The organism is Micromonospora solifontis (assembly GCF_003725545.1).
Taxonomy (GTDB): Bacteria; Actinomycetota; Actinomycetes; order Mycobacteriales; family Micromonosporaceae; genus Micromonospora; species Micromonospora solifontis.
Genome location: NZ_RJLN01000002.1, coordinates 101,430 through 127,902, shown reverse-complemented (window position 1 = coordinate 127,902; position 26,473 = coordinate 101,430). Strand labels below are relative to the sequence as shown.

At 72.6% G+C, this 26,473-nt stretch carries 25 protein-coding genes; 16 read left to right on the top strand and 9 right to left on the bottom strand.

All coding sequences use genetic code 11. The features are described 5' to 3' along the window. Window positions 1–51: 51 nt before the first annotated feature. Window positions 52–531 (top strand): hypothetical protein, encoded by a 480-nt coding sequence (locus EFE23_RS01450; RefSeq protein ID WP_123239024.1) that lies wholly within the window; start codon window positions 52–54, stop codon window positions 529–531. Window positions 532–753: 222 nt separating this feature from the next. Here EFE23_RS01450 and EFE23_RS01445 read toward each other — a convergent pair whose 3' ends face one another. After that, window positions 754–981, bottom strand: a complete 228-nt coding sequence (locus EFE23_RS01445; RefSeq protein WP_123239023.1) for a DUF2277 family protein — start codon at window positions 979–981, stop codon at window positions 754–756. A gap of 52 nt (window positions 982–1,033) precedes the next feature. On the opposite strand from EFE23_RS01445, the gene miaB reads away from it, so the two are divergent. Then, on the top strand, window positions 1,034–2,569 hold the full coding sequence (gene miaB / locus EFE23_RS01440) for a tRNA (N6-isopentenyl adenosine(37)-C2)-methylthiotransferase MiaB (protein WP_123239022.1): 1,536 nt from the start codon (window positions 1,034–1,036) through the stop codon (window positions 2,567–2,569). A 50-nt stretch (window positions 2,570–2,619) separates the two neighbouring features. Here the strand turns inward: miaB and EFE23_RS01435 are convergent, their stop codons facing one another. Both EFE23_RS01435 and EFE23_RS01430 read right to left on the bottom strand, forming a co-directional pair. Next, window positions 2,620–4,251 (bottom strand): cellulase family glycosylhydrolase, encoded by a 1,632-nt coding sequence (locus tag EFE23_RS01435; RefSeq protein ID WP_123239021.1) that lies wholly within the window; start codon window positions 4,249–4,251, stop codon window positions 2,620–2,622. Between the two features lie 293 nt (window positions 4,252–4,544). Then, on the bottom strand, window positions 4,545–5,753 hold the full coding sequence (locus tag EFE23_RS01430) for a DUF349 domain-containing protein (protein ID WP_123239020.1): 1,209 nt from the start codon (window positions 5,751–5,753) through the stop codon (window positions 4,545–4,547). A gap of 203 nt (window positions 5,754–5,956) precedes the next feature. On the opposite strand from EFE23_RS01430, the gene EFE23_RS28100 reads away from it, so the two are divergent. Genes EFE23_RS28100 through dapF form a run of 3 tightly spaced genes read left to right on the top strand, consistent with a single transcriptional unit; the run spans window position 5,957 to window position 8,437 of the window. Beyond that, entirely contained in the window at window positions 5,957–6,676 is a 720-nt protein-coding gene (locus EFE23_RS28100; RefSeq protein ID WP_123239019.1) for a class III extradiol ring-cleavage dioxygenase family protein, read from the top strand. Further along, entirely contained in the window at window positions 6,673–7,584 is a 912-nt protein-coding gene (miaA, locus tag EFE23_RS01420) for a tRNA (adenosine(37)-N6)-dimethylallyltransferase MiaA (protein WP_233600814.1), read from the top strand. The genes EFE23_RS28100 and miaA overlap by 4 nt, the downstream gene beginning before the upstream one ends. A gap of 7 nt (window positions 7,585–7,591) precedes the next feature. Next, window positions 7,592–8,437 carry a diaminopimelate epimerase gene (gene dapF / locus EFE23_RS01415; protein WP_123239018.1) on the top strand — a complete coding sequence of 282 codons (846 nt, stop codon included), beginning with the start codon at window positions 7,592–7,594 and terminating at the stop codon, window positions 8,435–8,437. Between the two features lie 262 nt (window positions 8,438–8,699). Here dapF and EFE23_RS01410 read toward each other — a convergent pair whose 3' ends face one another. Then, on the bottom strand, window positions 8,700–10,172 hold the full coding sequence (locus tag EFE23_RS01410) for an NAD-dependent malic enzyme (protein ID WP_123239017.1): 1,473 nt from the start codon (window positions 10,170–10,172) through the stop codon (window positions 8,700–8,702). Between the two features lie 196 nt (window positions 10,173–10,368). On the opposite strand from EFE23_RS01410, the gene hflX reads away from it, so the two are divergent. Both hflX and EFE23_RS01400 read left to right on the top strand, forming a co-directional pair. Then, window positions 10,369–11,832, top strand: coding sequence for a GTPase HflX (gene hflX / locus EFE23_RS01405; RefSeq protein ID WP_123239016.1), 1,464 nt, complete (start codon window positions 10,369–10,371; stop codon window positions 11,830–11,832). A gap of 50 nt (window positions 11,833–11,882) precedes the next feature. Then, complete coding sequence (locus tag EFE23_RS01400) at window positions 11,883–13,499, top strand: hypothetical protein (protein WP_123239015.1); 1,617 nt, start codon at window positions 11,883–11,885, stop codon at window positions 13,497–13,499. A gap of 52 nt (window positions 13,500–13,551) precedes the next feature. Here the strand turns inward: EFE23_RS01400 and lexA are convergent, their stop codons facing one another. Then, window positions 13,552–14,334 carry a transcriptional repressor LexA gene (lexA, locus tag EFE23_RS01395; RefSeq protein ID WP_123239014.1) on the bottom strand — a complete coding sequence of 261 codons (783 nt, stop codon included), beginning with the start codon at window positions 14,332–14,334 and terminating at the stop codon, window positions 13,552–13,554. 515 nt (window positions 14,335–14,849) lie between these two features. Here lexA and nrdR point away from each other — a divergent pair. Both nrdR and EFE23_RS01385 read left to right on the top strand, forming a co-directional pair. Then, window positions 14,850–15,350, top strand: a complete 501-nt coding sequence (nrdR, locus tag EFE23_RS01390; RefSeq protein ID WP_123239013.1) for a transcriptional regulator NrdR — start codon at window positions 14,850–14,852, stop codon at window positions 15,348–15,350. Between the two features lie 33 nt (window positions 15,351–15,383). After that, window positions 15,384–18,275 (top strand): vitamin B12-dependent ribonucleotide reductase, encoded by a 2,892-nt coding sequence (locus EFE23_RS01385; protein ID WP_123239012.1) that lies wholly within the window; start codon window positions 15,384–15,386, stop codon window positions 18,273–18,275. Window positions 18,276–18,602: 327 nt separating this feature from the next. On the opposite strand, the gene EFE23_RS01380 is transcribed toward EFE23_RS01385, so the two are convergent. Together EFE23_RS01380 and EFE23_RS01375 are read right to left on the bottom strand one after the other, a co-directional pair. After that, window positions 18,603–18,797 (bottom strand): DUF397 domain-containing protein, encoded by a 195-nt coding sequence (locus tag EFE23_RS01380; protein ID WP_123239056.1) that lies wholly within the window; start codon window positions 18,795–18,797, stop codon window positions 18,603–18,605. A 17-nt stretch (window positions 18,798–18,814) separates the two neighbouring features. Beyond that, window positions 18,815–19,666 (bottom strand): DUF5753 domain-containing protein, encoded by an 852-nt coding sequence (locus tag EFE23_RS01375; RefSeq protein ID WP_123239011.1) that lies wholly within the window; start codon window positions 19,664–19,666, stop codon window positions 18,815–18,817. 124 nt (window positions 19,667–19,790) lie between these two features. Here EFE23_RS01375 and EFE23_RS01370 point away from each other — a divergent pair, with 124 nt between their 5' ends. The 5 genes from EFE23_RS01370 to EFE23_RS01350 all read left to right on the top strand — a co-directional run bounded on the left by EFE23_RS01370 (window position 19,791) and on the right by EFE23_RS01350 (window position 22,155). Beyond that, window positions 19,791–19,982 (top strand): hypothetical protein, encoded by a 192-nt coding sequence (locus EFE23_RS01370; protein WP_123239010.1) that lies wholly within the window; start codon window positions 19,791–19,793, stop codon window positions 19,980–19,982. Beyond that, window positions 19,979–20,158 carry a hypothetical protein gene (locus tag EFE23_RS01365; RefSeq protein WP_123239009.1) on the top strand — a complete coding sequence of 60 codons (180 nt, stop codon included), beginning with the start codon at window positions 19,979–19,981 and terminating at the stop codon, window positions 20,156–20,158. The genes EFE23_RS01370 and EFE23_RS01365 overlap by 4 nt, the downstream gene beginning before the upstream one ends. After that, a complete protein-coding gene (locus EFE23_RS01360; RefSeq protein WP_123239008.1) occupies window positions 20,155–20,373 on the top strand; it encodes a hypothetical protein in 219 nt (72 codons plus the stop codon). The genes EFE23_RS01365 and EFE23_RS01360 overlap by 4 nt, the downstream gene beginning before the upstream one ends. 91 nt (window positions 20,374–20,464) lie before the next feature. After that, window positions 20,465–21,202 carry a nucleotidyltransferase domain-containing protein gene (locus tag EFE23_RS01355; RefSeq protein WP_123239055.1) on the top strand — a complete coding sequence of 246 codons (738 nt, stop codon included), beginning with the start codon at window positions 20,465–20,467 and terminating at the stop codon, window positions 21,200–21,202. After that, on the top strand, window positions 21,199–22,155 hold the full coding sequence (locus EFE23_RS01350; RefSeq protein ID WP_123239007.1) for a DUF2332 domain-containing protein: 957 nt from the start codon (window positions 21,199–21,201) through the stop codon (window positions 22,153–22,155). The genes EFE23_RS01355 and EFE23_RS01350 overlap by 4 nt, the downstream gene beginning before the upstream one ends. Here the strand turns inward: EFE23_RS01350 and EFE23_RS01345 are convergent. Further along, entirely contained in the window at window positions 22,118–23,386 is a 1,269-nt protein-coding gene (locus tag EFE23_RS01345) for an RNA polymerase sigma factor (protein WP_373683950.1), read from the bottom strand. The genes EFE23_RS01350 and EFE23_RS01345 overlap by 38 nt on opposite strands. Before the next feature lie 32 nt (window positions 23,387–23,418). After that, entirely contained in the window at window positions 23,419–23,760 is a 342-nt protein-coding gene (locus tag EFE23_RS01340; RefSeq protein WP_123239005.1) for a YciI family protein, read from the bottom strand. A 149-nt stretch (window positions 23,761–23,909) separates the two neighbouring features. On the opposite strand from EFE23_RS01340, the gene EFE23_RS01335 reads away from it, so the two are divergent. Then, a complete protein-coding gene (locus tag EFE23_RS01335; RefSeq protein ID WP_148058397.1) occupies window positions 23,910–24,905 on the top strand; it encodes a hypothetical protein in 996 nt (331 codons plus the stop codon). A 125-nt stretch (window positions 24,906–25,030) separates the two neighbouring features. After that, a complete protein-coding gene (locus EFE23_RS01330; RefSeq protein ID WP_123239003.1) occupies window positions 25,031–26,467 on the top strand; it encodes an alpha/beta hydrolase in 1,437 nt (478 codons plus the stop codon). Window positions 26,468–26,473: the final 6 nt, after the last annotated feature.

Sequence of the window (26,473 nt, the reverse complement as noted above, 5' to 3'; positions counted from 1 at the left end):
CAGTAAGGCCCGATCCGGAGGCCGGTGGGACGAGCGCAGCGAGGAGGCGGCATGACCGAGCTGTGGAACTGGAGAATCGACGGCGCGGCGCCCGTGGAGGTCTACCCGGCGCTGGCCGAGGCGCTCGGCCGGGTGGTGATGCCGCTCGCCGTCGCCGACCCGGCCCGACTTCCCGCGTACGCGGTGGTCTGCGACGTCTGGGAGGCGCCCGGGGTGTACGGCACCATGGTCGACTGCTACGGCGTGCCCGAGAACCTGCCCGAGCTGCCCAGCATCGGGGCGCTGGCCCGGCTGCTGGACCGCAACTGCCTGATGCGCGACGACACCCTCGACGCCGGGCGGCACCTGCTGGTCGCCCCGGACGGCACGATCCGCCCGGTGCACTTCGCCGTGGTCGAGACCGACGACGGCGAGGTGCTCAGCGACCAGCGACTCTGCACCCTGTCGCACCCCGGCTGTCGGGGCTGGTCGCAGTGCCACCGTTCACGCTGGGCGCCCGACTCGGTCGAACCGGCCCTGGCCGCCGCCTGATCGAGGCCACGCCCGGCCCGCGGGCCGCCCCGCCCGATGGACGCCCGCGTTGCGGTATGCCGGGGTCTGCTCGCCGCGGGAAGCCGCGAACTGACGCAAACCGGCCCCGGCGCCCGATGGCCGCCCCACGGCCGACGGCCGCCCCACGGCCGACGGCCGCCCCACGGCCGACGGCCGCCCCACGGCCGACGGCCGCGCCACGGCCGGCGGTCGGGGCCAGGGTCAGGAGTTGGCGGCGGACTGCTGGCCGCGGACCACCAACTGGTCCAGCAGGGTCGCGGTGGCGGCGGCCACCGCGTCCACCGCCGCGTTGAACGCGGCGGCGTTGTGCGCGGCGGGGGTACGGAACCCGGAGATCTTCCGGACGTACTGCAACGCGGCCGCCCGGATGTCCTCCTCGGTGACCACCGGGACGTACGGCTCACGAAGGGTCTTGATGCTCCGGCACACGGCTCCTCCTCGTTCGTTCCGACCAGCTCGGCCCGGATACGCTGTCCGGGTCATGACTACCGCAGCCGCGGGCAGCCCGCGCACCTACCAGGTGCGAACGTACGGCTGCCAGATGAACGTGCACGACTCCGAGCGCATCTCCGGCCTGCTCGAGGCGGCCGGCTACGTGCGCGCCGCCGAGGCCGACGAGCAGCCCGACGTGGTGGTGTTCAACACCTGCGCCGTCCGGGAGAACGCCGACAACCGGCTCTACGGCAACCTGGGTCATCTGCGCCCCGTGAAGGACAAGCACCCGGGGATGCAGATCGCGGTCGGCGGCTGCCTGGCCCAGAAGGACCGCGGCGAGATCGTCCGCAAGGCCCCCTGGGTGGACGTCGTCTTCGGCACGCACAACATCGGCTCGCTGCCGGTGCTGCTGGAGCGGGCCCGGCACAACACCGCCGCCGAGGTGGAGATCCTCGAATCCCTCGACGTGTTCCCGTCCACGCTGCCCACCCGGCGCGAGTCGACGTACGCCGGCTGGGTGTCGATCTCCGTCGGCTGCAACAACACCTGCACGTTCTGCATCGTGCCCTCCCTGCGCGGCAAGGAGAAGGACCGCCGCCCCGGCGACATCCTGTCCGAGGTGCGTGCCCTGGTCGACGAGGGCGTGCTGGAGGTGACCCTGCTCGGGCAGAACGTCAACTCCTACGGCGTCGAGTTCGGCGACCGGTACGCGTTCGGCAAGCTGCTGCGGGCCTGCGGCGACATCGAGGGCCTGGAACGGGTGCGGTTCACCAGCCCGCACCCGAAGGACTTCACCGACGACGTGATCGCCGCGATGGCCGAGACGCCGAACGTCTGCCACTCGCTGCACATGCCGCTGCAGTCCGGCTCCGACGACGTGCTGCGCGCGATGCGCCGCTCGTACCGGTCGGAGAAGTACCTGGGCATCATCGAGAAGGTCCGGGCGGCGATGCCGGACGCGGCGATCACCACCGACATCATCGTCGGCTTCCCCGGCGAGACCGACGCGGACTTCGAGCGCACCCTCGACGTGGTCCGCGAGGCGCGCTTCTCCTCGGCGTTCACCTTCCAGTACTCCAAGCGCCCCGGCACCCCGGCGGCGACCATGGACGGTCAGCTGCCCAAGCAGGTCGTGCAGGAGCGCTACGAGCGGCTGATCGCCACGGTCGAGGAGATCACCTGGGCGGAGAACAAGAAGCTCGTGGGCGAAACGGTCGAGGTGCTGGTCGCCGTCGGCGAGGGGCGCAAGGACGAGCGCACCGGCCGGATGTCCGGCCGGGCCCGCGACGGCCGCCTGGTGCACTTCGCGACCGGCGCAGCCGGAGCGAACGGCCAGCTCGGCGACGCCGGCTCGCTGGCCGGGCAGATCCGCCCCGGCGACATCGTGCACACCACCGTCACGTACGCCGCCCCGCACCACCTCAACGCCGACGGGGAGCCGCTGTCGCACCGGCGGACCCGGGCCGGCGACGCCGCCGAGGCGGGGCGCGCCCCGCGTACCCCCGGGGTGCTGCTGGGGCTGCCGACGATCGGCGCGCCGGCCGCGGCGCCCGCGCCCACCGGCGGCTGCGCCGGGGTGTAAGGAGGGGCCCCTTTTTAACAGACGTCTGTTAAAAAGGGGCCCCTCCTTACTCAGCAGGCGGTGCCGTTGAGCTTCACGGACGCGGGCGCGGAGGCCGTGCCGTTGGCGGTGAAGCCGATGGTCACCGAGGCGCCCGGTGCGAGTGCCTTCGCCCAGTCCGGGGCGGCGGCGGTGACCGTGGTGCCGGACTGCGTGACCGTGGCGTTCCAGCCGCTGGCCAGGGTCACCCCGGACGGCCAGGTCCAGGTCACCGACCACGGGCTCACCGTGCCGGTGCCGCTGTTCGTCACCGTCAGCTCGCCCTGGAAGCCGCCCTGCCACGCGTTGACCTGCTTGTAGGTCGCCGTGCAGCCCCCGCTCGGGGCGGGCGTGGTCGGGGCCGGCGTGGTCGGACCCGGCGAGGTGTTCGGGGTGCCGGTCGCGGACGGGCTGGTGGTCGTGCCGCCACCGGCCGGCGGGATCAGGTACGGCTGGAGGATGTCCTGCTTGGCCTGGTTGATCGTGGTCCAGTCGTCGTTCGCGATGCCGCCGGTGTCACCCGAGTTCGGGTTCCACGACCAGTAGGTGAAGGACATCCCGTTCACCCCGGTCCCGGTGTACGCCATCAGGTTCTGCAGCCAGATCTTGTCCTTCGGGTCCTGCAGCGTGGTGCCGAACTCGCCCATCATGATCGGCGCGATGTTCTGCTTGTAGAGGTAGCCCCAGTACTTGTCCCAGATCGCCGGCATGTTCGCCGGGTAGGTCGGGTCGTCGAACCAGGCCTGGTGGTAGACCGAGGTGGCGTACTCGTGCGGCGAGTAGACCAGCCGGTTGGCCACGTTCAGCCGGACCGGGAACTGCCCGGCCTTGGAGAGGTTGCCGCCCCACCAGCCGCAGTCCTCGTCGTTGCTGGGGTCGTTGTCCCAGACGTTCGACAGGCCGCCGCTCGGGCAGCTGACGCCCTCCACGAAGATCAGCCAGTTCGGCTGCACCCCGAGGATCGCGTTGCCGGCCCGCTCGGCGGCCAGTCGCCAGTCCCGGGTGGTGTCGCCGCAGCCCCAGCAGGCCCCGGTGGCGGCCGGGTTGGTGCCCTCGGCGTGCGGCTCGTTGTGCAGGTCCGCGCCGATCACCGTCGGGTTGTTCGCGTACCGCTGGGCCATCATCTTCCAGTCGGCGATCCAGGTCGCCTCGGAGACCGTGGAGGTGTACCAGAGCGGGGACTGCCCGGCCGCGGTCGGCCGGTGCCGGTCCAGGATGACCCGCATCCCCTTGCTGCCCGCGTAGTCGATGACCTTGTCCAGGATCTGCAGCGGGGAGAGCCCGACCAGGTCCGGGTTGACGAAGTCGTTGATCCCGGTGGCCGTGGCGCCCGGCTTCACCGCGTCGTTCGACCACGGGATGCGCAGCGTGTTGTAACCCAGCCGGGCCATGGTGTCGAGCTGGCTGCGCCACGGATTGCTGGACCACAGACCGTGGAAGGTCTTGTTGTCGGTCTCCATGCCGAACCAGTTGATGCCGGTGAGCCGGACCGTGGCTCCCGTGCTGTCGACGATCTTGTTGCCGCTGGTGTGCAGGTAGCCGGTGCCGGTCCCGCCGGTGGCGGCGGCGGCCGGGGTGGTACTGACGGCGGCGGCGACGAGGACGCCGGCCGCGGCGGTGGCGAGCGCGGCGAGCGCGCCGCCGACGGCGGTGGGTCGGTGCATTGTTGCTCCACTTCGGATGCCCGCGGCGGGCGACCGCCGCGGCCGGTGAGACCAGGGAGAGACGGCCCGCTCGTCATCGAGTACGCGGACAGCGCGCGCCGGGCCGTGCCACGTGGACGGCCACTCGCGAAGGGAGCACCGGCGCCGCCCGACGGCGGGATCAGCCGTCGGTGCCCTCGTGCCGGTGCCGGAACCTGGCTCCGTCGCCCATTCTGATCAGCTCGCCTCGATGCGTCAACACGCGGCAGCCCCCGGTCCCGTCAGGGGACCGGGGGCTGCCGGGGTCGGTCAGGTCAGCTGGTCTGCTCGGCCAACTGGAGGAACTGCCGCTTCGAGGCGAGCGCCTGCTCGGCCTCCTTGATCCGGCGGGCGTCACCGGCGGCCTGGGCGCGGGCCAGCCGCTCCTCGGCCTCGGCGACCTGCGCCCGCATCTGGGCGAGCAGCGGGCTGTCCTCCTTGGTGGTGCGCCGCCACGCCGAGTCCATGACCTCGCGGACCTTGTCGTCCACGGCGCGCAGCCGGCGCTCCAGCCCGGCGGCCGCCTCGCGGGGCACCCGGCCGGCCTCGTGCCACTGGGCCTGGATCTCCCGCAGCTTCGCCTGGGCGCCCTTCGGGTCGCCGTCGACGTCGAGCGCCTCGGCCTCGGCGAGCAGGGCCTGCTTGCGCTCCAGGTTGGCCCGCTGCTCGTTGTCCCGGGCGGAGAAGACCTCGCTGCGCCGGGTGAAGAAGTGGTCCTGGGCGGCCCGGAACCGTTCCCAGAGCTTCTGCTCGGCCTCCTTGGACGCCCGCGGGGCGGCCTTCCACTGGGCCATCAGCTCCTTGAGCTGGTTGGCGGTGATCGCCCAGTCCGTGGACTCCTTCAGCTTCTCGGCCTCGGCGACCAGCTCCTCCTTGACCGTCTGCGCCTGCTTGCGCTGCTGGTCCAGGGAGGCGAAGTGGGCGCCCCGGCGGCGGGTGAACGCGTCGCGGGCGGCGGCGAACCGCTTCCACAGCTCACCGTCGGTCTTCTTGTCGACCCCGCGGATGGTCTTCCACTCGTCGAGGATCTCCTTGAGCCGGTCACCGGCGGTCTTCCAGCCGGTCGACTCGGCGGCGAGCTTCTCCGCCTCCTCCACCAGAGCGGTCTTGCGGGCCAGGGCCTCGCCCCGGGCGGCGTCCCGGGCCGCCTTGGCCTCGCCGGCCTTCTCCTCGGCCACCGCGGCCAGCTTGTCCAGGCGCGTGGCCAGGGCGTCGATGTCGCCGACCACGTGGGCCTCGGGAAGCGAGGCGCGGATCCGCCGGATCGTGGTCAGCGAGTGGCCGGCGTCCGCCGCGCCCGAGTTGAGCCGGGCCTCGGTCAGATCCACCTCCGTCACCAGGTCGGCGAAGCGTCGGGCGAAGTGGGCCAGCCCCTCCTCCGGGGCCCCCGCCTGCCAGGATCCGACCACCCGCTCACCTTCGGCGGTCTTGACGTAGACGGTGCCGTCCTCGTCCACCCGTCCGAAGGCAGTCCAGTCGCTCATGTGCCCATCCTCGTTCTCCCGGCGTCGACGGGGCCGCCCCCTCGATCGCCGCCACGGCGCAGCAAAGTTACTCCCGGCATTGTCACAGGTCCGCCCCCGTCCGTGTCGAGCGCCTGTCGTCGACCGTGACCATACGGTGTCGTAGCGCCTCGATGACCGGATCGGCGCGGGGACGCACCGGTGCGTCCGGATAGGTTGGACCCGTGCCACTGGTCGCCGCCGCCGTCTGCCCCCACCCGCCCCTGCTCGTGCCCGAGGTCGCCGGTGCCGCGGCCGGTGAGCTGGACCACCTCCGCGCCGCCTGCGCCGCCGCGGTCGCCGGCCTGCTCGCCGCGGATCCCGAGGTGATCCTGATGGTCGGGGCCGGCCCCCGCACCGAGCGGTTCGACGCCGCCGACTACGGCTCGCTGCGCAGCTTCGGCGTCGACCGGTACGTGCGGCTGTGGAAGGTCAACTGCGCCGGCGGGGAGCGGCTGCCGCTGAGCCTGACGATCGGCGCCTGGCTGATCGGCCGCTCCGGCACCGAACTGCCCCGCCGGGCGGCCGCGATCGCCGCCGACGCGACCCCCGACGAGTGCGCCGACTTCGGCGCGGCGCTCGCCGCCGAGCCGGCGGGGCGTACCGCGTTGCTGGTGCTGGGGGACGGGTCGGCCTGCCGGGGCGTCCAGGCGCCCGGCTACGACGACCCGCGCGCCGAAGCGTACGACGAGGGGGTGGCCCGCGCCCTTGCCGGCGCGGACGCCGCCGCCCTGCTCGACCTGGACCCGGGGCTGTCGGCGGAGCTGAAGGTGGCCGGGCGGGCGTCCTGGCAGGTGCTGGCCGGCGCGGTCCGGGCGGCGGGCGGCGACTGGCGGGGCCGGCTCAGCCACCACGAGGCCCCCTACGGCGTTGCCTACTTCGTGGCGAACTGGGACCGGGCATGACCGGCGCGGTGGTGGCCGTGGTCGGGCCGACCGCGGCCGGCAAGTCGGCGCTGAGCATCGCCCTGGCGCACGCCCTCGACGGGGAGGTGGTCAACGCCGACTCGATGCAGCTTTACCGGGGCATGGACATCGGCACCGCGAAGCTGACCCCGGCCGAGCGCGAGGGGGTGCCGCATCACCTGCTCGACATCTGGGAGGTGACCGAGCCGGCCAGCGTCGCCGAATACCAGAAGCTGGCCCGCGCGGCGGTCGACGACATCCTGGCCCGGGGCAAGGTCCCGCTGCTGGTCGGCGGCTCCGGTCTCTACGTGCGGGCGGTGCTGGAGCAGTTCGAGTTCCCCGGCACCGACCCGGCCGTGCGGGAGCGGCTGGAGGCGGAGCTGGCCGCGGTCGGCCCGGCCCCGCTGCACGCCCGGCTGGCCGAGGCCGACCCGGTGGCCGCGGCCGGCATCCTGCCGACCAACGGCCGGCGGATCGTCCGGGCCCTGGAGGTGATCGAGCTGACCGGGGCGCCGTTCACCGCGTCCCTGCCCGAGCCGACCCCGTTCTATCCGTCCGTGCAGCTCGGCGTGGACCTGGACACCGCCCTGCTGGACGAGCGGATCGCGCTGCGGGTGGACCGGATGTGGGCCGACGGCCTGGTCGCTGAGACGCGGGCCCTGGTCGGTCGCGGCCTGCCCGAGGGGCGTACCGCCAGCCGGGCGCTCGGCTACCAGCAGGTGCTGCGCTTCCTGGCGGGCGAGCTGACCGAGGCCGAGGCGTACGACGAGACGATCCGGGCCACCCGCCGGTTCGTCCGCCGGCAGCGCTCCTGGTTCCGGCGCGACCCCCGGATCCACTGGCTGGACTCGGCCGCGCCCGCGGTTCTCGACACCGCGCTGCGGATGGTCGCCGAGCATCGGGAATGATGGGGGCGTGGAGTTCACCAAGGGCCACGGCACCGGCAACGATTTCGTCATCCTGCCCGACCCGGACGGCGCGCTCGACCTGACGACCGAGCTGGTCGCCGCGCTCTGCGACCGGCGGCGCGGGATCGGTGGGGACGGCGTGCTGCGCGTGGTGCGGGCCGCCAAGCACCCGGACGGCGCCGCCCTGGCCGGCGAGGCCGAGTGGTTCATGGACTACTGGAACTCCGACGGCTCGTTCGCCGAGATGTGCGGCAACGGCGCCCGGGTCTTCGTGCGCTACCTGCTGGAGGCCGGGCTGGTCACCCCGTCGGGCGGGACGCTGCCGGTGGCCACCCGCGCCGGTCTGGTGCGGGCCCGGGTCGAGGGCGCGGACGTGGCGGTGGAGATGCGGCGCCCTCGGCTGTACGACACGGCCACCGCCACCCTGGGCGGCCTGACCCTGACCGGCGCGGCGGTGGACGTGGGCAATCCGCACCTGGTCTGCGCGCTGCCCGGCGCGCTGGAGCTGCCCGCCCTGGATCTCACCCGGGCTCCCGAGGTCGACCCGGCGGCCTTCCCGGCCGGGGTGAACGTCGAGTTCACCACGCCCGGCGAGCCCGTCGACGGCGCCGACGGGCACGTGCTGATGCGGGTCTACGAGCGGGGCTCGGCCGAGACGCTCTCCTGCGGCACGGGCACCTGCGCGGTCGCCGCGGTCGCGCTGCGCGACGCCGGTCGGGACACCGGCACGATCGTCGTGGACGTCCCGGGCGGCCGCCTCACGGTGACGGTCACCGACGACTCCTGCTGGCTCTCCGGCCCCGCGGTCCTGGTCGCCACCGGCGAGATCACCCTTCCCGCCCTCCTGCCCTGAACCGGCGCCCGGCCGCACCTTCGTCCCACCGCGCTGCCCCCGGTCAGGTGCCGCCGGCCGCTGACGCCCGCGCGGTTCGCGCCGCTGGCCGGCCGGATACCGCCATCAAGGCTTCGGCCAGGGCCCCGCGACACGCCGGAGTCCCTGCGGCATCGAAGGCCGCGCGACGCAGAGCGCTCGGCGCGGGATCGCCGCGCCCCGGCCGCTGCGAAGGCGCAGCCAGCCACGCGGGCGCGGGCGCGGGGTGGCGGGCGGTGCCGGGTCAGGGAGTGGCGCTGGCGTTGGCGGCGATCTCGGGGAGGTCGGCGGGGCCGGGGTCGGCGGCCGGCGGGGGAGTGACGGCGGGGTTCTGGGCGGCGGCGCGGACCGCCGCCGCGACCGCCGGGGCGACCCGGGAGTCGAAGACGCTCGGCACGATCACCGTCGGGTTGATCTTGTCCTCGCCGACCACGTCCGCGATGGCCCGGGCCGCCGCGATCGCCATCTCCTCGGTGAACTCCTCGGCGTGCGCGTCGAGCATGCCGCGGAAGACGCCGGGGAACGCCAGCACGTTGTTGATCTGGTTCGGCTGGTCCGAGCGGCCGGTGGCGACCACCGCGGCGTGCTTGCGCGCCTCCCGCGGGTCGACCTCCGGGTCCGGGTTGGCCAGCGCGAAGACGATGGCGTCCTTGGCCATGGTGGCGATGTCCTCGCCGGTGAGCAGGTTCGGCGCGCTCACCCCGATGAAGACGTCCGCGCCCCGCACCGCCCCCGCCAGGTCGCCGGAGTAGTTCTCCTTGTTGGTGTGCTCCGCCAGCCACTGCCAGGCCGGGTTCAGGTCGGGCAGCCCGCGGTGCAGGGCACCCTGCCGGTCGTACGCGATGATGTCGCCCACGCCCTGGCGCAGCAGCAGCTTCATGATCGCGGTGCCGGCCGCGCCGGCGCCGGAGACCACCACCCGGACGTCCGCGAGCTGCTTGCCCACGACGCGCAGCGCGTTGGTCAGCGCGGCCAGCACGCAGATCGCGGTGCCGTGCTGGTCGTCGTGGAAGACCGGGATGTCCAGCGCCTCGCGCAGCCGGGCCTCGATCTCGAAGCAGCGCGGCGCGGCGATGTCCTCCAGGTTGATCCCGCCGTACGCGGGCGCGATCGCCTTCACGATCGAGACGATCTCGTCGGTGTCCTGGGTGTCCAGCACCACCGGCCAGGCGTCCACCCCGCCGAAGCGCTTGAACAGCGCCGCCTTGCCCTCCATCACCGGCAGCGAGGCGGCCGGGCCCAGGTTGCCCAGGCCGAGCACGGCGGAGCCGTCGCTGACCACGGCGACCGTGTTCCGCTTGATGGTGAGCCGGCGGGCGTCGGCCGGGTTCTCCGCGATCGCCTGGCAGACCCGGGCCACGCCCGGGGTGTACGCCCGGGACAGCTCGTCGCGGGTGCGCAGCGCGACCTTCGAGCTGACCTCGATCTTGCCGCCGAGGTGCAGCAGGAAGGTCCGGTCGGAGACCTTGCGGACGTCCACCCCGTCGAGCGCGGTCAGCGCGTCGACCACCTGGTCGGCGTGGTTCGCGTCGGCGGTGTCGCAGGTGAGGTCGACAATCACGGAAGCCGGGTCGGAGTCGACCACGTCCAGCGCGGTGACGATGGCGCCGGCCTCGCCCGCCGCGGTGGTCAGCCGCCCGATGGAGGAGGCGTCCGCGGGCACCGCGATCCGGATCGTGATCGAGAATCCGGCACTCGGCAGTCGGGTGTTGGCCACGTGGAACTCCTCCGTCGGCGCTGAACGGCTCGACTCGCATTTCTACTCGCCCGCCCTGCTCGGCCGGCATCCGACCCCGCTACCAGTTAGTAGCGCCACGGGCATATAGCAGGTGCGCCGCGCGTTGGCACATGTCAGGATGCTCATACGCGCGGGAAATACCCCGGCGATAGACATAACGGACAGGAGACGCGGTTTGCGCGAGCAGGAGACCTACCTTCCCTACGAGGACGACGAGCTCGACGCCACCACCGGCGAGTTCGAGCTGTCGGAGCGGCAGGCGTTGCGGCGGGTCCCCGGCCTCTCCACCGAGCTCACCGACATCACCGAGGTGGAATACCGCCAGCTCCGGCTGGAGCGGGTCGTCCTGGTGGGGGTCTGGACCGAGGGGACGCAGGAGGACGCCGAGAACAGCCTCACCGAGCTGGCGGCGCTGGCCGAGACGGCCGGCTCGCAGGTGCTCGAGGGGCTGATCCAGCGGCGCAACCGGCCCGACCCGGCCACCTACATCGGTCGGGGCAAGGTCGACGACCTCGGCTCGGTGGTGCTCTCCACCGGCGCCGACACGGTCATCTGCGACGGTGAACTCTCCCCGTCGCAGCTGCGCAACCTGGAGCAGCGCACCAAGGTCAAGGTGGTCGACCGGACCGCCCTGATCCTCGACATCTTCGCCCAGCACGCCAAGAGCCGGGAAGGTAAGGCCCAGGTCGAGCTGGCCCAGCTCGAATACCTGCTGCCCCGGCTGCGCGGTTGGGGTGACACCCTCTCCCGGCAGACCGGCGGCAGCGGCCGGGGTGGCGGCGCCGGCGGCGGCGTCGGCCTGCGCGGCCCCGGTGAGACCAAGCTCGAGACCGACCGGCGCCGGATCCGGCACCGGATCGCGCGGCTGCGCCGCGAGATCAAGAGCATGACGACGGTACGCCAGACCAAGCGCGCCCGGCGCTCCCGCAACGCGGTGCCCGCGGTGGCCATCGCCGGCTACACCAACGCCGGCAAGTCCAGCCTGCTCAACCGCCTGACCGGGGCGGGCGTGCTGGTGGAGAACGCCCTGTTCGCCACCCTGGACCCGACCATCCGCCGGGCCACCACGCCCGACGGGCGGCTCTACACACTCTCCGACACCGTCGGGTTCGTCCGGCACCTGCCGCACCAGATCGTCGAGGCGTTCCGCTCGACGCTGGAGGAGGTCGCCGACGCCGACCTGGTGGTGCACGTGGTCGACGGCACCCACCCCGACCCGGAGGAGCAGGTCCGGGCGGTCCGCGAGGTGCTCGCCGAGGTGGGCGCCGACCGGCTCCCCGAGCTGCTGGTGGTCAACAAGACCGACGCGGCCGACGAGGAGACCCTGCTGCGGCTCAAGCGGCTCTGGCCGGAGGCGGTCCTCGTCTCCGCGCACAGCGGGCGCGGGATCGACGGGCTGCGCGAGGCGATCGAGCAGCGTCTGCCCCGCCCGGCCGTCGAGGTCCGGGCCGTGCTCCCGTACGACCGGGGTGACCTGGTCGCCCGGGTGCACCGGCAGGGGGAGGTGCTGAGCACCGCGCACCTGCCGGAGGGGACGCTTCTGCACGTACGGGTCAACGAGGCGCTCGCCGCCGAGCTGGTGCCGTACCGGGCGGGGGACCGGCTCACCACGGACGAGCGGGTGGCCGTCGGCGGTTGAGCCGTCCGGCGTCACCCGCCCGAAACCCGAGCCGTGCGACACTTGGCGCCATGCGGCACGCTGTCTCCTCGGTCACGATCGCGCTCGGCCTGATCGGCGCGGTCGTGGCCCCCGCCGGGCTCGCCGTGGCGGCTCCCGCCGCGGCCCCCGTGCTGGTCGCGGCTCCCAAGAAGAAGTGCACCGTCGAAGACAAGCGGCTGCGCGAGCTGTCCGGGCTGGTCGCCACCAGCACCGGGTACGTCGTGATCAACGACAGCAGCGACGACCCCGACCACAAGAAGGTCTTCTTCCTCGACACCAAGTGCGGCATCGCGAAGGAGCCGGTCTCCTACTCGGGGGCCGGCCCGTACGACACCGAGGACCTGGCGCTCGGGCCGGACAAGCAGACGCTCTGGATCGCCGACATCGGGGACAACGCCACCAGCAAGACCCGCCGCGAGCGGATCGCCGTCTGGACCATGCCGGTGACCGGCAAGAAGAAGCCGGTGCTGCACCGGCTGTCGTACCCGGAGAAGAAGCCGCACGACGCCGAGGCGCTGCTGGTCGGGGACGACGACCTGCCGCTGATCATCACCAAGGACCCGTCCGGCAAGGCGGAGATCTTCAAGCCCTCGGGCCCGCTGAAGTCGGGTGACACCCCGCCGGTGCCGATGGAGAAGGTCGGCGAGGTCACCGTCCCGAAGACGAACACCGACAACAAGCTGGGCGCGCCGGGCCGGATGACGATCACCGGCGCGGCCCGCTCGCCGGACGGCAGCAAGGTCGTCCTGCGCACCTACGCCGACGCCTTCGAGTACGACGTGACGAACGGCGACATCGTCGGGGCGCTCAAGGGCACGCCGCGGGTGACCCCGCTCGCCGACACGTTCGGCGAGGCGATCTCGTACACCCCGGACGGCAAGAGCTTCGTCACGGTCTCCGACGTCGGCCTGCTGGACGACACCGAACCGGTGGAGATCCTCAGCTACGTCCCGTCGACCAAGGGCGTGGAGGCGCTGCCGAACGGCGGGGCGTCGGCGGCGAAACCGGCCGCCGAGAAGTCGTGGTTCGACCGGCTCTCGCTCGACCAGATCACGTACCTGATCGCCGCGGTGGGTGTGATCGGCGCGCTGATGGTCGGCGCCGGCATCTTCGGGATCATGCGGTCCCGCCGCAAGCCGACCCCGGCCGAACCGGCCGGCCCCGACGACGAGTTCCCGGCGCACGGCGGCTTCCCGAGCGGCGACCGGCCCGACGTCGGCGGCCCGCGCGGCGGCGTCTACGGCGGTGGCGGGGTCTACGGCGGCGCGTCGGCGAACGGCGCGCCCGGCCGCCCGGCGGCGGGCGGCGTGTACGGCGGTGGCCGTCCGCAGGACGGCGGACGCGGCAGCGGTGTCTACGGCGGCCAGCCGGGCGGCGGTGGCCGCCCGGCGGGCGGCGTCTACGGCGGAGCCTCCCAGGGTGGCGGCTATCGCGGCGGCCAGCCGGGTGGTGGCGGCTACGGCGGCGCCCGTCCGGGTGGTGGCTACGGCGGCGGTGGTCGGGCCGAGCCGCCGCGCCGGGAGCCGGGCCACGGCGACCCGCGCGGCCGGCGGGGCGACGGCTACGACGACCGGGGCGGCTACGACGACCGGGGCCAGTACGGGCCGGTGTCCGGTGGCCGGGAGTACCGGGGCGACCGCTACTGACGAGGCGACGGGTGACCCGGTGGGGGCTGTCACCCGTCGCGCGCGTCGCTGGTCAGATCCGGCGCAGCACGGCCACCACACGACCCATGATGGTGGCGTCGTCGCCCGGAATCGGGTCGAAGGCCGGGTTCTGCGGCATCAGCCAGACGTGCCCGTCGCGCCGGCGGTAGGTCTTCACGGTCGCCTCGCCGTCGAGCATGGCGGCCACGATGTCACCGACCTCGGCGTTGGGCTGCTGCCGGACGACCACCCAGTCGCCGTCGCAGATCGCCGCGTCCAGCATCGAGTCGCCCTTGACCTGGAGCATGAAGACCTCGCCCTCGCCGACCAGCTCGCGGGGGAGTGGGAAGATGTCCTCCACCGCCTGCTCGGCGAGGATCGGGCCACCGGCGGCGATCCGGCCGAGCATCGGCACGTACGCGGGGGCGGGCCGCTGGGCGCGGGCCGCCTCGTCGTCGGCGTCGCCCGGGGCGCGGACGTCCACGGCGCGCGGCCGGTTCGGGTCGCGCCGCAGGAAGCCCTTCTTCTCCAGCTCCTTGAGCTGGTAGGCGACGCTGGACGGGGAGACCAGGCCGACCGCCTCGCCGATCTCGCGCACGCTCGGCGGGTAGCCGTGGCGCTCCACCCAGGTGCGGATGAACTCCAGGATCCGGCGCTGCCGGGCCGTCAGGTCGACCGTGGTGGGATCCGGGAAGCTGCTGACCACCGGCGTGACCGGGCGTACGGCGGGCTGGGCCGCCCGGCTGCGCGCGGTGCGGGGTCGACGGGTCGCCGGCGGACCCGCCCCGTCGATCGGCTGCGGGTTCTTCTGCCGGCTGGCCCGGTCCTCGGTCACGTCCGTCCTCCCTGGTCGGCGCTGGGGTGCCTCGTCGGCTCGTGGTGCGTGCTCAGGTGGTGCTGTCGACCGCTCCGACGCGACACGCCGCATCCGGTCGTTGTTGACCGTATAGGTGAGATCGGCCATTTTCAAACATCTGTACGACGTGTTGTCGGCGTGTCGCGGCAAAATCCTGGATTTCCGAACGCCTGTTCTGATAAATGGTACGTCGCCCTCGTACGGATGTTCTATCGGCGTGTCGCGTGACCGCCGGACGGACCGCCCGTTGGGTGAGTGATGCTGACGACTCGCCGGACACGCCGTTGAACTTGACCGCGCTAGTGGGACGGCATACGGTCAACCCCTAGATGTAGTAGTCACACGGGCGTAAGTCGCCCACAGGTTGGGTTCAACTACCGAACGCACTCCCGTACCCGTCCAGCCGGCGTCAGTCATCGAGGGATGGCTCCGTCGCGGTGACGTGTGCCCGGGAGCCGGTCGGTGTGCCCGCGGTCGATGAAGGAGGAAAGGCGATGCGGTGTCCGTACTGCCGGCACGCCGACTCCCGGGTGGTCGACTCGCGGGAGGCCGACGACGGCCAGCTCATCCGGCGGCGGCGGTCCTGCCCGGAGTGCGGCAAGCGGTTCACCACCGTCGAGGAGGCGGTGCTCGCGGTGGTCAAGCGCAGCGGGGTCACCGAGCCGTTCAGCCGTACGAAGATCATCGGCGGGGTGCGCAAGGCGTGCCAGGGCCGGCCGGTCGACGACGACTCGATCGCGCTGCTGGCGCAGAAGGTCGAGGAGACCGTACGCGCCAAGGGGGCCGCCGAGATCCCCAGCCACGAGGTCGGGCTGGCCATCCTCGGGCCGCTGCGCGACCTGGACGAGGTGGCCTACCTGCGCTTCGCCAGCGTCTACCGGTCCTTCGACTCGCTCGCCGACTTCGAGCGCGAGATCGAGACGCTGCGGGCCGCCGCACGCGCCCGGGAGGGCGCCGGCGCCGAGGCGGCCGAGGTCGCCGGCGCGACCAGTTGAGTTTTTCAGATTTCTGACAGTTGACGAGGCGCGGTGGGTGACCGCGCCGACGAGGGGGGCGAGGGCGTGACGACCAGCAAGTCACGGAACAAGGCCGGGGCGGGGCTGAAGATCGAGCGCGTCTGGACGACCGAGGGGGTGCATCCCTACGACGAGGTCACCTGGGAGCGCCGCGACGTCGTGATGACGAACTGGCGGGACGGCTCGATCAACTTCGAGCAGCGCGGGGTGGAGTTCCCCGAGTCCTGGTCCGTCAACGCGGCCAACATCGTGACCACCAAGTACTTCCGGGGCGCGGTGGGGACCCCGCAGCGGGAGTGGTCGCTCAAGCAGCTCATCGACCGGGTGGTCGACACCTACCGCACCGCCGGTGAGGAGTACGGCTACTTCGCGTCCCCGGCCGACGCCGAGGTGTTCGCGCACGAGCTGACCTGGATGCTGCTGCACCAGGTGTTCAGCTTCAACTCGCCGGTCTGGTTCAACGTCGGCACGCCGTCGCCGCAGCAGGTCAGCGCCTGCTTCATCCTGTCCGTCGACGACTCGATGGACTCCATCCTCGACTGGTACAAGGAGGAGGGGCGGATCTTCCAGGGCGGCTCGGGCGCCGGCGTCAACCTCTCCCGCATCCGCTCCTCGAAGGAGCTGCTCTCCTCCGGCGGCACCGCCTCCGGCCCGGTGAGCTTCATGCGCGGCGCGGACGCCTCGGCCGGCACCATCAAGTCCGGTGGCGCCACCCGGCGGGCGGCCAAGATGGTCATCCTCGACGTCGACCACCCGGACATCGAGGAGTTCGTGGCGACGAAGGCGCGCGAGGAGGACAAGATCCGCGCGCTGCGGGACGCCGGCTTCGACATGGACCTGGGCGGCGCCGACATCGTCAGCGTGCAGTACCAGAACGCCAACAACTCGGTCCGGGTCTCCGACGAGTTCATGACCGCGGTGGAGAACGGCGGCGGTTTCGACCTGCGCGGCCGGCTCGACGGGCAGACCATCGAGACGATCGACGCGAAGAAGCTGTTCCGCACCATCGCTCAGGCGGCCTGGGAGTGCGCCGACCCCGGCCTGCAGTACGACGACACCATCAACGACTGGCACACCTGCCCGGAGACCGGGCGGATCACCGCGTCGAACCCGTGCTCGGAGTACCTGCACCTGGACAACTCCTCGTGCAACCTGGCCTCGCTGAACCTGATGAAGTTCATGCGCGCCGACGGCACCTTCGAGGTGGAGAAGTTCGTCAAGTCGGTCGAGTTCGTCATCACCGCGATGGACATCTCGATCTGCTTCGCCGACTTCCCGACCGAGAAGATCGGTGCGACCACCCGCGCCTACCGGCAGCTCGGCATCGGGTACGCCAACCTCGGCGCGCTGCTGATGGCCTCCGGCCTGCCGTACGACTCGGAGCAGGGGCGGGAGGTCGCCGCGGCGATCACCTCGCTGATGACCGGCACGGCGTACCGCCGCTCGGCCGAGCTGGCCGGCATCGTCGGCGCGTACGACGGCTACGCCCGCAACGCCGAGGCGCACAAGCGGGTCATGCGGAAGCACGCCGCCGCCAACGACGCCATCAAGCCGACCGGCACCGTGGCCACCGCCGTCCAGCGCGAGGCGACGAAGCAGTGGACCCTGGGCAACAAGGTCGGTGACAAGAACGGCTGGCGGAACTCGCAGGCCAGCGTGCTGGCCCCGACCGGCACCATCGGCCTGATGATGGACTGCGACACCACCGGTGTCGAGCCGGACCTGGCCCTGGTCAAGTTCAAGAAGCTGGTCGGCGGCGGCTCGATGCAGATCGTCAACCAGACCGTGCCGCGCGCCCTGCGCAGCCTCGGTTACCCCGAGGAGCAGGTCGAGGCGATCGTCGAGCACATCGCCGACCACGGCCACGTGGTGGACGCCCCCGGCCTGAAGCCGGAGCACTATCCGGTCTTCGACTGCGCCATGGGCGAGCGGTCGATCGCGCCGATGGGTCACGTGCGGATGATGGCGGCCGTCCAGCCGTTCATCTCCGGCGCCATCTCCAAGACGGTGAACATGCCGGAGCAGGCGACCGTCGAGGACGTCGAGAAGATCTACTTCGAGGGCTGGAAGCTCGGCCTGAAGGCGCTGGCGATCTACCGGGACAACTGCAAGGTGGGCCAGCCCCTGTCGGCCGCCAAGAAGAACAAGGCCGCGGAGCCGGCGCCGGCCGCCGAGGTCGAGAAGGTCGTGGAGAAGGTCGTCGAGTACCGGCCGGTGCGCAAGCGGCTGCCGAAGAAGCGGCCGTCGCAGACCATCTCCTTCTCGGTCGGCGGCGCCGAGGGCTACCTCACCGCCTCGTCGTACCCGGACGACGGCCTGGGCGAGGTCTTCCTCAAGATGTCGAAGCAGGGCTCGACCCTGGCCGGCGTGATGGACGCCTTCTCGGTGGCCATCTCCATCGGTCTCCAGTACGGCGTCCCGCTGGAGACGTACGTCAGCAAGTTCACCAACATGCGCTTCGAGCCGGCCGGCATGACCGACGACCCGGACGTGCGGATGGCGGCCTCGGTGATGGACTACATCTTCCGTCGCCTGGCCCTGGACTTCCTGCCGTACGAGCGCCGCGCGGAGCTGGGCATCTTCACCGCCAAGGAGCGGGCCGCCCAGCTCCAGGCCGAGGCGGAGGCGGAGGCGAACGGTGCGGACCTCACCGCGATGGCCGCCTCCGCCCCGGTCGAGACGCCGGCGGAGCCGAAGGCCGCGGTCGCCCAGCCGGCGCAGGAGATGGCCGACGTGGCCGCCGTGAAGCCGGCGCCGTCGGTCGGCTCCAGCACCGAGCTGCTGGAGGCCGTGATCGGCAAGGCCGCCGACGCGCCGCTCTGCTTCACCTGCGGTACGAAGATGCGGCCCGCCGGCAGCTGCTACGTCTGCGAGGGCTGCGGCTCCACCAGCGGCTGCAGCTGACGCTGGTCCGTTCCGTGAGCGCGGCAGGGGATCCCCTGCCGCGCTCGCGGCGTTCATGCCTCCGGTTCGCCGAGGTGGCGGTATCCCCGTGCCCTCGACACCGCCATTTCGGCGAACCGGCGACGGCCCGGCCCGCCGCACGCCGGCACGCTGGCGGGAGGGTGGGGTGTTTCGCCGCCTGTCGAGCTGACGTCAGAAACGACTCAGGCGTCCCCGGTACGGGATCAGCCGACGCGGTACGCAGAGGCTACGAACTTGATGTCGTGAACGACTCAGCCGCCCGTGCCGGTCAGCGTTGCCCTCGACCTTGCGGGCGGGTGAACACGCTTACCTGGACTGTTCAGCAAACCTCGTGAGAAATGCCTGCCAGTGCTGGCGTCCGAAGCGGAGAACCGGTCCTTCCGGATCTTTGCTGTCGCGGATCAGGACGCCCTCGTTCACAGTGGCCATCTCGACGCACGCGCCGCCGTTATTGTCGCTGCGGCTGGACTTACGCCAGACCAGGCGATCCGAGGTCTCCATGACCACCCCCAGGTCTGTCACCGCTTCATGTCGTCCGCCATCCGCTGGATGAGCTTGCGCGACTCTACCGGCCCCAGAGCGGCTGCCCGAAGTCGGTCCCACAGCCGAGTGTAGGCCCGCACCGCGTCCGGCCGGTCAAGATAATCGGCGTCGGTGAACGTCTCGACGTAGATGACGTCGGAGGCTGCGTCGTCGCCGAACCGCAGGATGATGAAGTTGAAGGACGCCGTCTCGTAGGTCTGGGCGTCGAATGGGAAGACCTGGATGGTGACGTTCGGCTGCCTGCCGATCTCAGCAAGGTGCACCAGTTGGCCGCGCATGGTCGCTGCGTCGCCGATGTTTCGTCGCAGCGCCGATTCGCTGAGGATGAAGCTCAAGTCCGGCCCGCCGTCCTGTTGCAGGATCGCTTGCCGTTCCAGGCGGACGGCAACCTGTCGGTCCACGTCCTCGGCGGTGGGCCGGGGATGCGCAGTGGTGTTCATCGCGCGGATGTATGGCTCGATCTGGAGGATGCCGGGGATCACCTCCGGCTGGTACCAACGGATCTCGGACGCATCGCCCTCCAGGTCGAGGTACTGGCGGAACCAGTCGGGCACCGCATTGCGGTACGTGCTCCATCGGCCGCGTTGCCGTCCGGCGCGGGCGAGTTCGCGCAGCGGTTCCGCCTCTTCGCCCCTGACGCCGTACAGATCGAGTAGCAGATTCAGGTCGGTCAGCTTGATCCCCGACTGTCCCAGCTCAAGACGGCTGATCTTGCTAGCTGCGGCATCGATGACGGCGGCGGCTTCGTCCTGGGTCTTGCCGGCGCTCTCGCGGGCGCGCTTGAGAGCGAGCCCGAGTCGCCGTCGCTGGATCGTCGGGTTGACCATCGGCTGATTATGGCCCGGTCGTCCGGTAATGCCGCGACACGCCGCAGTGAGGTTCCCAAAACAGGAGTCCAACTTTTACTCTGATTGGGCTTCCAAAATAGGAGTCCAAATTTGGGGAGGCGGCGTGGGCCGGCGCGTGTCGTACGACGACTACCTGCTGGCGGTCGCGCTGACACTGGCCCGCCGGCACCGTCCGGTGTGGTCGTGGCGGCGCTGGCGGCGGACCTGCCGGTGTGGCGCTGAGCTGCCCTGCCGCGCCCGGCACCGCATCCCGATCCGACGTGGCCACTGGCCGGGGGAGGAGCAGCAGCCGTGACCGAGCACCAGGTCCAGCAGATCCTGTCCGTGCACCTGCCCGGCGTCGACGGCCTCTGCGCCGGCTGCCGGTGGTGGTGGGCGCGGCTGGCTCCGTACCCCTGCTCTCAGGCGGAATGGGCCTCCCGCTGGCATGCTCGCGTCGCCACCCGGCGCTTCCTGGACGGCCTGCCGTGACGACGCACGGCCCGGTCCTGCCGCTGTGGAGTTGCGGCGGATGTGGCGGCCCGTGGCCGTGCGCGACCCGGCGGGCGGAGTTGCGGGCGGAGTTCGAGGGCGCGCCGGTCTCGCTGGCCCTCTACATGGGGTCCTACCTCGTGTGGGCGGCCGAGGACCTGACCTGGGTGCCCGCCGGGCTGCTGCACCACCGGTTCCTGGGGTGGGTCCGGTGAGCGCCGGCAGCACCAGCGCCAGCGCCAGCACCTGGAGGCGATCTCCCGTTGCCGGAAGCCGCGGCGGAGTTCATAGACTGCTGACGTGTCACTGCCGGTCGTCGACGAGTTCGCCAGGGACGTCGGTGCACTCGGCTGGGTCACCGATCTGCTGGTCGCGGGGTCGTTGGCCACCGGCGACCACATCCCCGGCGTCAGCGACCTCGACCTGGTCGCGCTGACCGACGGCCCGGTCGACGCCGCCCGGCAGGCCACCCTCGCCACCCTGCACCGTCGCCTCGACGACGGGGTCGGCTCCGGCGCCAGCCTTGGCTGCGTCTACGTGGACGCCGCGACCGTTCCCGACGTCCAGGTGCGGCATCCGACCTGGACCCACGGGCAGCTCGTCCGGCGCATCCTCTCCGGGGTCACCCGGGCCGAGCTGGTCCGGCACGGGTACGCGATCTTCGGCCGGGCGCCGCGCGACGTCCTGCCACCGATGGACGACGACGACATCCGGGCGGCGGCCCGTGCCGAACTCACCGGCTACTGGGCGTGGGCGGCTCGGCGTCCGTGGCTGTGGCTGGACCCGGCGCTGGCCGATCTGGGGCTCACCTCGATGGCCCGGGGCCGCCACGCGCTCGGCACCGGCGCGCTGCTCACCAAGACCGCAGCCGTCCGGGAGGCCGCCGCCCCCGCCTGGCTGATCGACCAGTTGAGCGCGCGGCGGCGGGGGGAACGGGTCGCCTCGCCCCGGCTACGGACCGCCCTGATCGCATGGCGGGACGCCCGCCGGACCGTGGCCCGCGCGCGACAGCTCAACCCAGGAAACGGAGCGGCTGAACGATGACCACCGCGGACAGGTACGCCCGGTTCGCCACCCGTGAGGCGCGCGGCGTGTCGCCCGCGTACGAGCGCCTGGCGCTGGCGGTGTCCCGCGACGACGAGCTGCTCGCCCTGCTCGACGCGCTGCCGCCGGCCAGGCGGCAGCCGAACCTGCTCTTCGCCGTGGTCCGCCTGCTCGGCGGTCCGGTCGAGGACCCGGCCGCCTTCCACGAGTACACGATGGCGAACTGGCCGGCGATCCGGATGGAGATCCTCACCCGGGCGACCCAGACGAACGAGGCGGGACGGTGCGCCGTACTCCTGCCGGTGCTGGCGTCGCTGCCCCAGCCGCTCGCGCTGCTGGAGGTGGGCGCCTCCGCCGGCCTCTGCCTCTACCCCGACCGGTACGCCTACCGCTACGGGGACCGCCGGCTCGGCACGGGCACGCCGGTCCTCGACTGCGAGATCACCGGTACCGCACCCCCGGATCGCCGGCCCGAGGTGGTGTGGCGGGCCGGCCTCGACCTGAACCCGCTCGACGTGACCGACCCGGCCGACGTCGCGTGGCTGGACGCCCTCATCTGGCCGGAGCACGCGCACCGCCGGGACCGGCTGCGGGCGGCGGTGCGGGTCGCCGCCGCCGACCCGCCGCTGCTGGTCCGGGGCGACCTGGTGGACGACCTGCCGGCGCTGGCCGCCCGGGCACCGGCCGGCGCGACCCTGGTGGTCTTCCACACCTCGGTGCTCTACCTGGTGCCGGAGCCCCGGCGGCACGCGTTCGCCGAGGTCGTCCGCGCACTGCCCGGGTACTGGATCGCGAACGAGGCACCGGACGTGCTGGGCTACGACGACCTGTCGAGCCCGCCGAGCGACGCCCATCACAACGTGCTCGCGCTGGACGGGACGCCGCTGGCCTGGACCAGGGGCCACGGTCAGGCGATCACCTGGTTCGGTCCGACCCCGCCCGGTCGACCGTGACGTCGTCGTTCCGGTGGGCGGGGCCGACGTCCGCGAGGCGGCCGGTGAGGAAGGCCCGTTCGGCGTCGTTGTCCACCAGGGCGAGCGCCTCCCGGTACGCCTGCGCCGCCTCCGCCCGCCGGTCGAGCCGGCGGAGCAGGTCGGCGCGGATCGCCGGTAGGTAGTGGTACCCGGCCAGCCGCGGATCGCCGGCCAGGGCGTCCAGCTCCGCGAGCGCCGCGGCCGGGCCGTCGACCATGGACATCGCCACGGCGCGGTTCAGCGCGACCACCGGGGACGGCCAGCGCTTCAGCAGTTCGTCGTAGAGGCGGACGATCTGCGGCCAGTCGGTCGCGGCGTAGCTGGGCGCGACGGCGTGCAGCGAGGCGATGGCGGCCTGGAGCGCGTACCGGCCGACCCGGCCGGTGCGGAACGCGCCCAGCACCAGGTCGTTGCCCTCGGCGATGGCCGTCCGGTCCCACGCCGAGCGGTCCTGCTGCTCCAGGGTGAGCAGCCGGCCCGAGCCGTCGGTGCGGGTGGCCCGGCGGGCGTCGGTGAGCAGCAGCAGCGCGAGCAGGCCGCGTACCTCCGGTTCGTCGGGCATCAGCGCCAGCAGCATCCGGGTCAGGTGCACGGCCCGGGCCACCAGGTCGGCGCGGACCAGGTCGGCGCCGGTCGGCGCGGTGTGCCCGGTGGTGAAGAGCAGGTGGATCACGGTCAGCACCGCGTCCAGTCGCTCCGGCAGTTCGGCGGCCTCCGGCACCCGGTACGGGATCCGCGCCGCGGCGATCTTCTTCTTGGCCCGGGTGACCCGGGCGGCCATCGTGGTCTCGGACACCAGGAAGGCCCGGGCGATGTCGCCGGTGCTCACCCCGCAGACCAGGCGCAGGGTGAGCGCCACCTGGGCCTCCCGGGCCAGCGCCGGGTGGCAGCAGGTGAACACCAGTCGTAGTCGGTCGTCGGGCACCGCGTCCTCCCCGGGTTCCACCGGCTCCTCGGCCTCCGCCGGCTCCACCAGCAGCGGCATCTTCGACCGGAACACCTTGTCCCGGCGCAGCACGTCGAGGGCCTTCCGCTTCGCGGTGGCGGTCAGCCACGCGCCGGGCTTGTCGGGTACGCCGTCCCGCGCCCACGCCGCCAGCGCGGCCAGGTAGGCGTCCTGCACGCATTCCTCGGCCACGTCGAGGTCACCGGCGACGCGCGCCGTCGCGGCGAGCACGAAGGCCCACTCGCGACGGTGCGCGTCCGCCACGGCGCGTTCCGCCGCGGCCGTACCGGCGTCGCTCACTCGGCCGGGGGCGTGAAGAGCGGCCGGACCTCGACCCCGCCGTCGATGGTGGCCGGGTTCAGCTTGGCGATCTTCAGGGCGACGTCCAGGTCGGGGGCCTCCAGGATGAAGAAGCCGGCCACGACCTCCTTCGCCTCGATGAACGGGCCGTCGGTCACCAGGTCGCCCCGGATCGCCGTGGCCGTCGTGCTGGGCTGCAGCGCGAACCCGGTGACGATCTTCCCGCCCAGCTCCTCGACCTGGGCCGGGTACCGGTCGAGCAGCGCCAGGTAGTCGGGCGTGATCTCCATCGGGTCGGCCGGCGCGGGGGAGTAGATCAGGACTGCGTACTGGGCCATCGGAATCTCCTCTGTTCGGTGTTTCACCGTCTTGCCATCCCGACGGGCGGGGCCGGCCGGATTCGACAACGGTCCCGGAAAATTCTTCCCGAGACCGGATGAAGATCTCGGGACGGCGGCCGGTGGTGTCGACCTGTCATCATGCCGGCATGGCGTGGCCACCGAAGCTGCCGTGGAGAACGAACCCCTTGGCGGCGTTGGTGGTCGGCGTGCTGGTCGGCTGGATCCTGCTCGCCGTCCTGATGAGCGGCGCGTCGCTCGACCGGGCCGACAAGGCGGCCAGCGTGGTCGGCATGCTGGTCGGGCTGGGGGCCCTGGTGGTGACCCTCATGGAGATGGCCCGACGCAGATCGCCGGGGGACGCGGCGGAGCCGGCACACCCGCAGCCGGCGCTGCTCAAGCGACCCAGCGTGCTGGCCGCCGCCGCGACGGTGGGTGTCGGGCTGCTCGTCGTGATCCTGGTCGGGCTGGCCGGAGGCGGCGAACCCGAGGCCGGTGGCCCCACCCCCGGCCCCACCGCCAGTGCCCCGGACAGCCCCACCCCCGGGGCCGTTCCCGAGTCCACCGGCACGGCGTCCGCACTGCTCGAGCGCTGTGCGTCGCCGGCTGTCGCGGGCGCGTCGCCGACCGTCAGCGCCACCACCGAGATGGTCCGCCACGACGGCCTCCTGATCCTGTCCCGGGGCTACTACGCTGACCTCGACTCGCTCTGCCCGGACTGGGACGTGGCCGAGTTGCTCGGCTCGACCGGCGGGGACATCGGCAACGACGGGGAGGGTCTGGTCCGCAACCCCACGGCCGGGGTCCAGATCGCCGCGGTGCAGAAGGACGCTCCCGCCACGTTCGCGATGTGCGCGGCGAACACCGACTACATCAGCGAGACCCTGGCGTACCAGGCCCTTGCTGTCGGGGACCGGTACTGCGTGCTGACGGACGACGGGCGGCGCAGCCTGCTCACCGTGCGACGGAAGCTCCGCGACGGGGACCGGGTCAGCCTCCAGGTGCAGGTCCGTACCTGGGTGGAGAAGCGGGACGTCGAGAAGACGGACTACGTGCCGTGGATCGTCGGCGGGATCATCCTCCTGGTGTTGCTCGGTGGCGGGGCCACGAAGGCCGCCTCGGGCGACGGCACGTCCGCCGACTGACCCGACCGATGGGCCAGCTTCTCCGCACCACCCGTGATGACGGGACCACGCAGAGGTGACGTGCGGCCTAATGTGGACATTCTCCGAGACGACGGGAGATCGCTTATCCGGTTCCTCGCCCGACCGTGCCCAGCGCCCTCGCTCTGCTGCTCCCGCCGGCCTGGGGGCTGGTCGCCGGGTGGTGCACCCCGCGTGGCCCGGGCACCGTCGGCACGGCGCTCGCCTCGATCGGGATCAGCCTCGCCGTCGGGCTCGCGGCCGGCCGGCTGAGCCGCTCCCGGTGGGCGATGCTCGCCGCGCCGGTGCTCTTCGCCGTCGCGGTGGAGCTGGTCCGGCTGCGGCTGCGCGGGCCGACCGTCGACCGGCCGCACCTGACGCCCTTCGGCATGGTGGCCCTGCTCGCCGGGCGCGGGGTGCACGGGCTGTTCTCGCTGCTGCCGCTGCTGGTGGGCGCGGCGTACGGGGCGGGGCTGGCCCGCCGGGCCGCCGGCGTCGCGCCGCGCCGGCCGGTGCCGCGCTGGCTCGGCCGGGGCGTCGTCGGGCTGCTCGCCGCCCTGCTGGCCCTGGTCACCGTCGGCGCGGCGGTGCCGGCCCGGACGGCCGCGATCCCGGGCGGGATCGCCGAGTTCGACACGGTCGCCTCGGCCGGCCGGGACCTCGGGCTGCTGATCCGGGGCACCGACCGGGGTGCGCCGCTGCTGCTGGTGGTGCCGGGTCCGCCCGGCGGCTCGGAGACCGGCTCGGTCCGCCGGCACCTGGCCGGCCTGGAACGGCGCTTCGTGGTGGTCACCTGGGACCGTGCCGCGGGGCCCCGGTCCTGGTCGGGATTCCGGTCCCCGGCGCACTGGACCCTCGCGGACGAGGTGGCCGACCTGCTGGCGGTGGCCCGGCACCTGCGGCAGCGGTTCGGCCGCGAGCGGATCCACCTGCTCGCCCACTCCGGCGGCACCATCCCCGGCCTGCTCGCCGTCCAGCGCCACCCGGAGCTGTTCGCCGCGTACGTGGGGGTCGGGCAGGTGGTGAGCCCGCGCGAGGCCGACCGCAGCGAGTACGCGGACATGCTCGCCTGGGCCCGGCGGACCGGCCGGACCGACCTCGCCGAACGGCTGGCCGTCCAGGGGCCGCCGCCGTACCGGGACATCTGGGCGTACGAGCCGCTGCTGGCCAACGAGCCGGGCGCGTTCGCGTTCGACCGCACCGGCGCGGCCGAGGACGAGACCGGCGTGGTGGGCAACCTGGGGGTGCCGGAATACAGCCTGCTGGAGAAGGCGCACCTGTTCGGCTTCCTCGACGGCTGGGACGTGCTGTATCCCCGGCTTCAGGACCTCGACTTCCGGCGGGACGTGCGGGAGCTGCGGGTGCCGGCGTGGTTCGTGGACGGTGCGCAGGAGGTGCCGGGCCGGCTGCGCCTCTTCGACGAGTGGTACGCGCAGCTCCAGGCCCCGAGCAAGGACCACCTGGTCATCCCGCGCGCCGGGCACCGGTCGCTGTTCGAGCGGCCGGAGCCGTTCGTCGCGTACCTGGACCGGGTGCGGGGCGCGGCGGGGGCGACCGGCGACTAGGGTCGA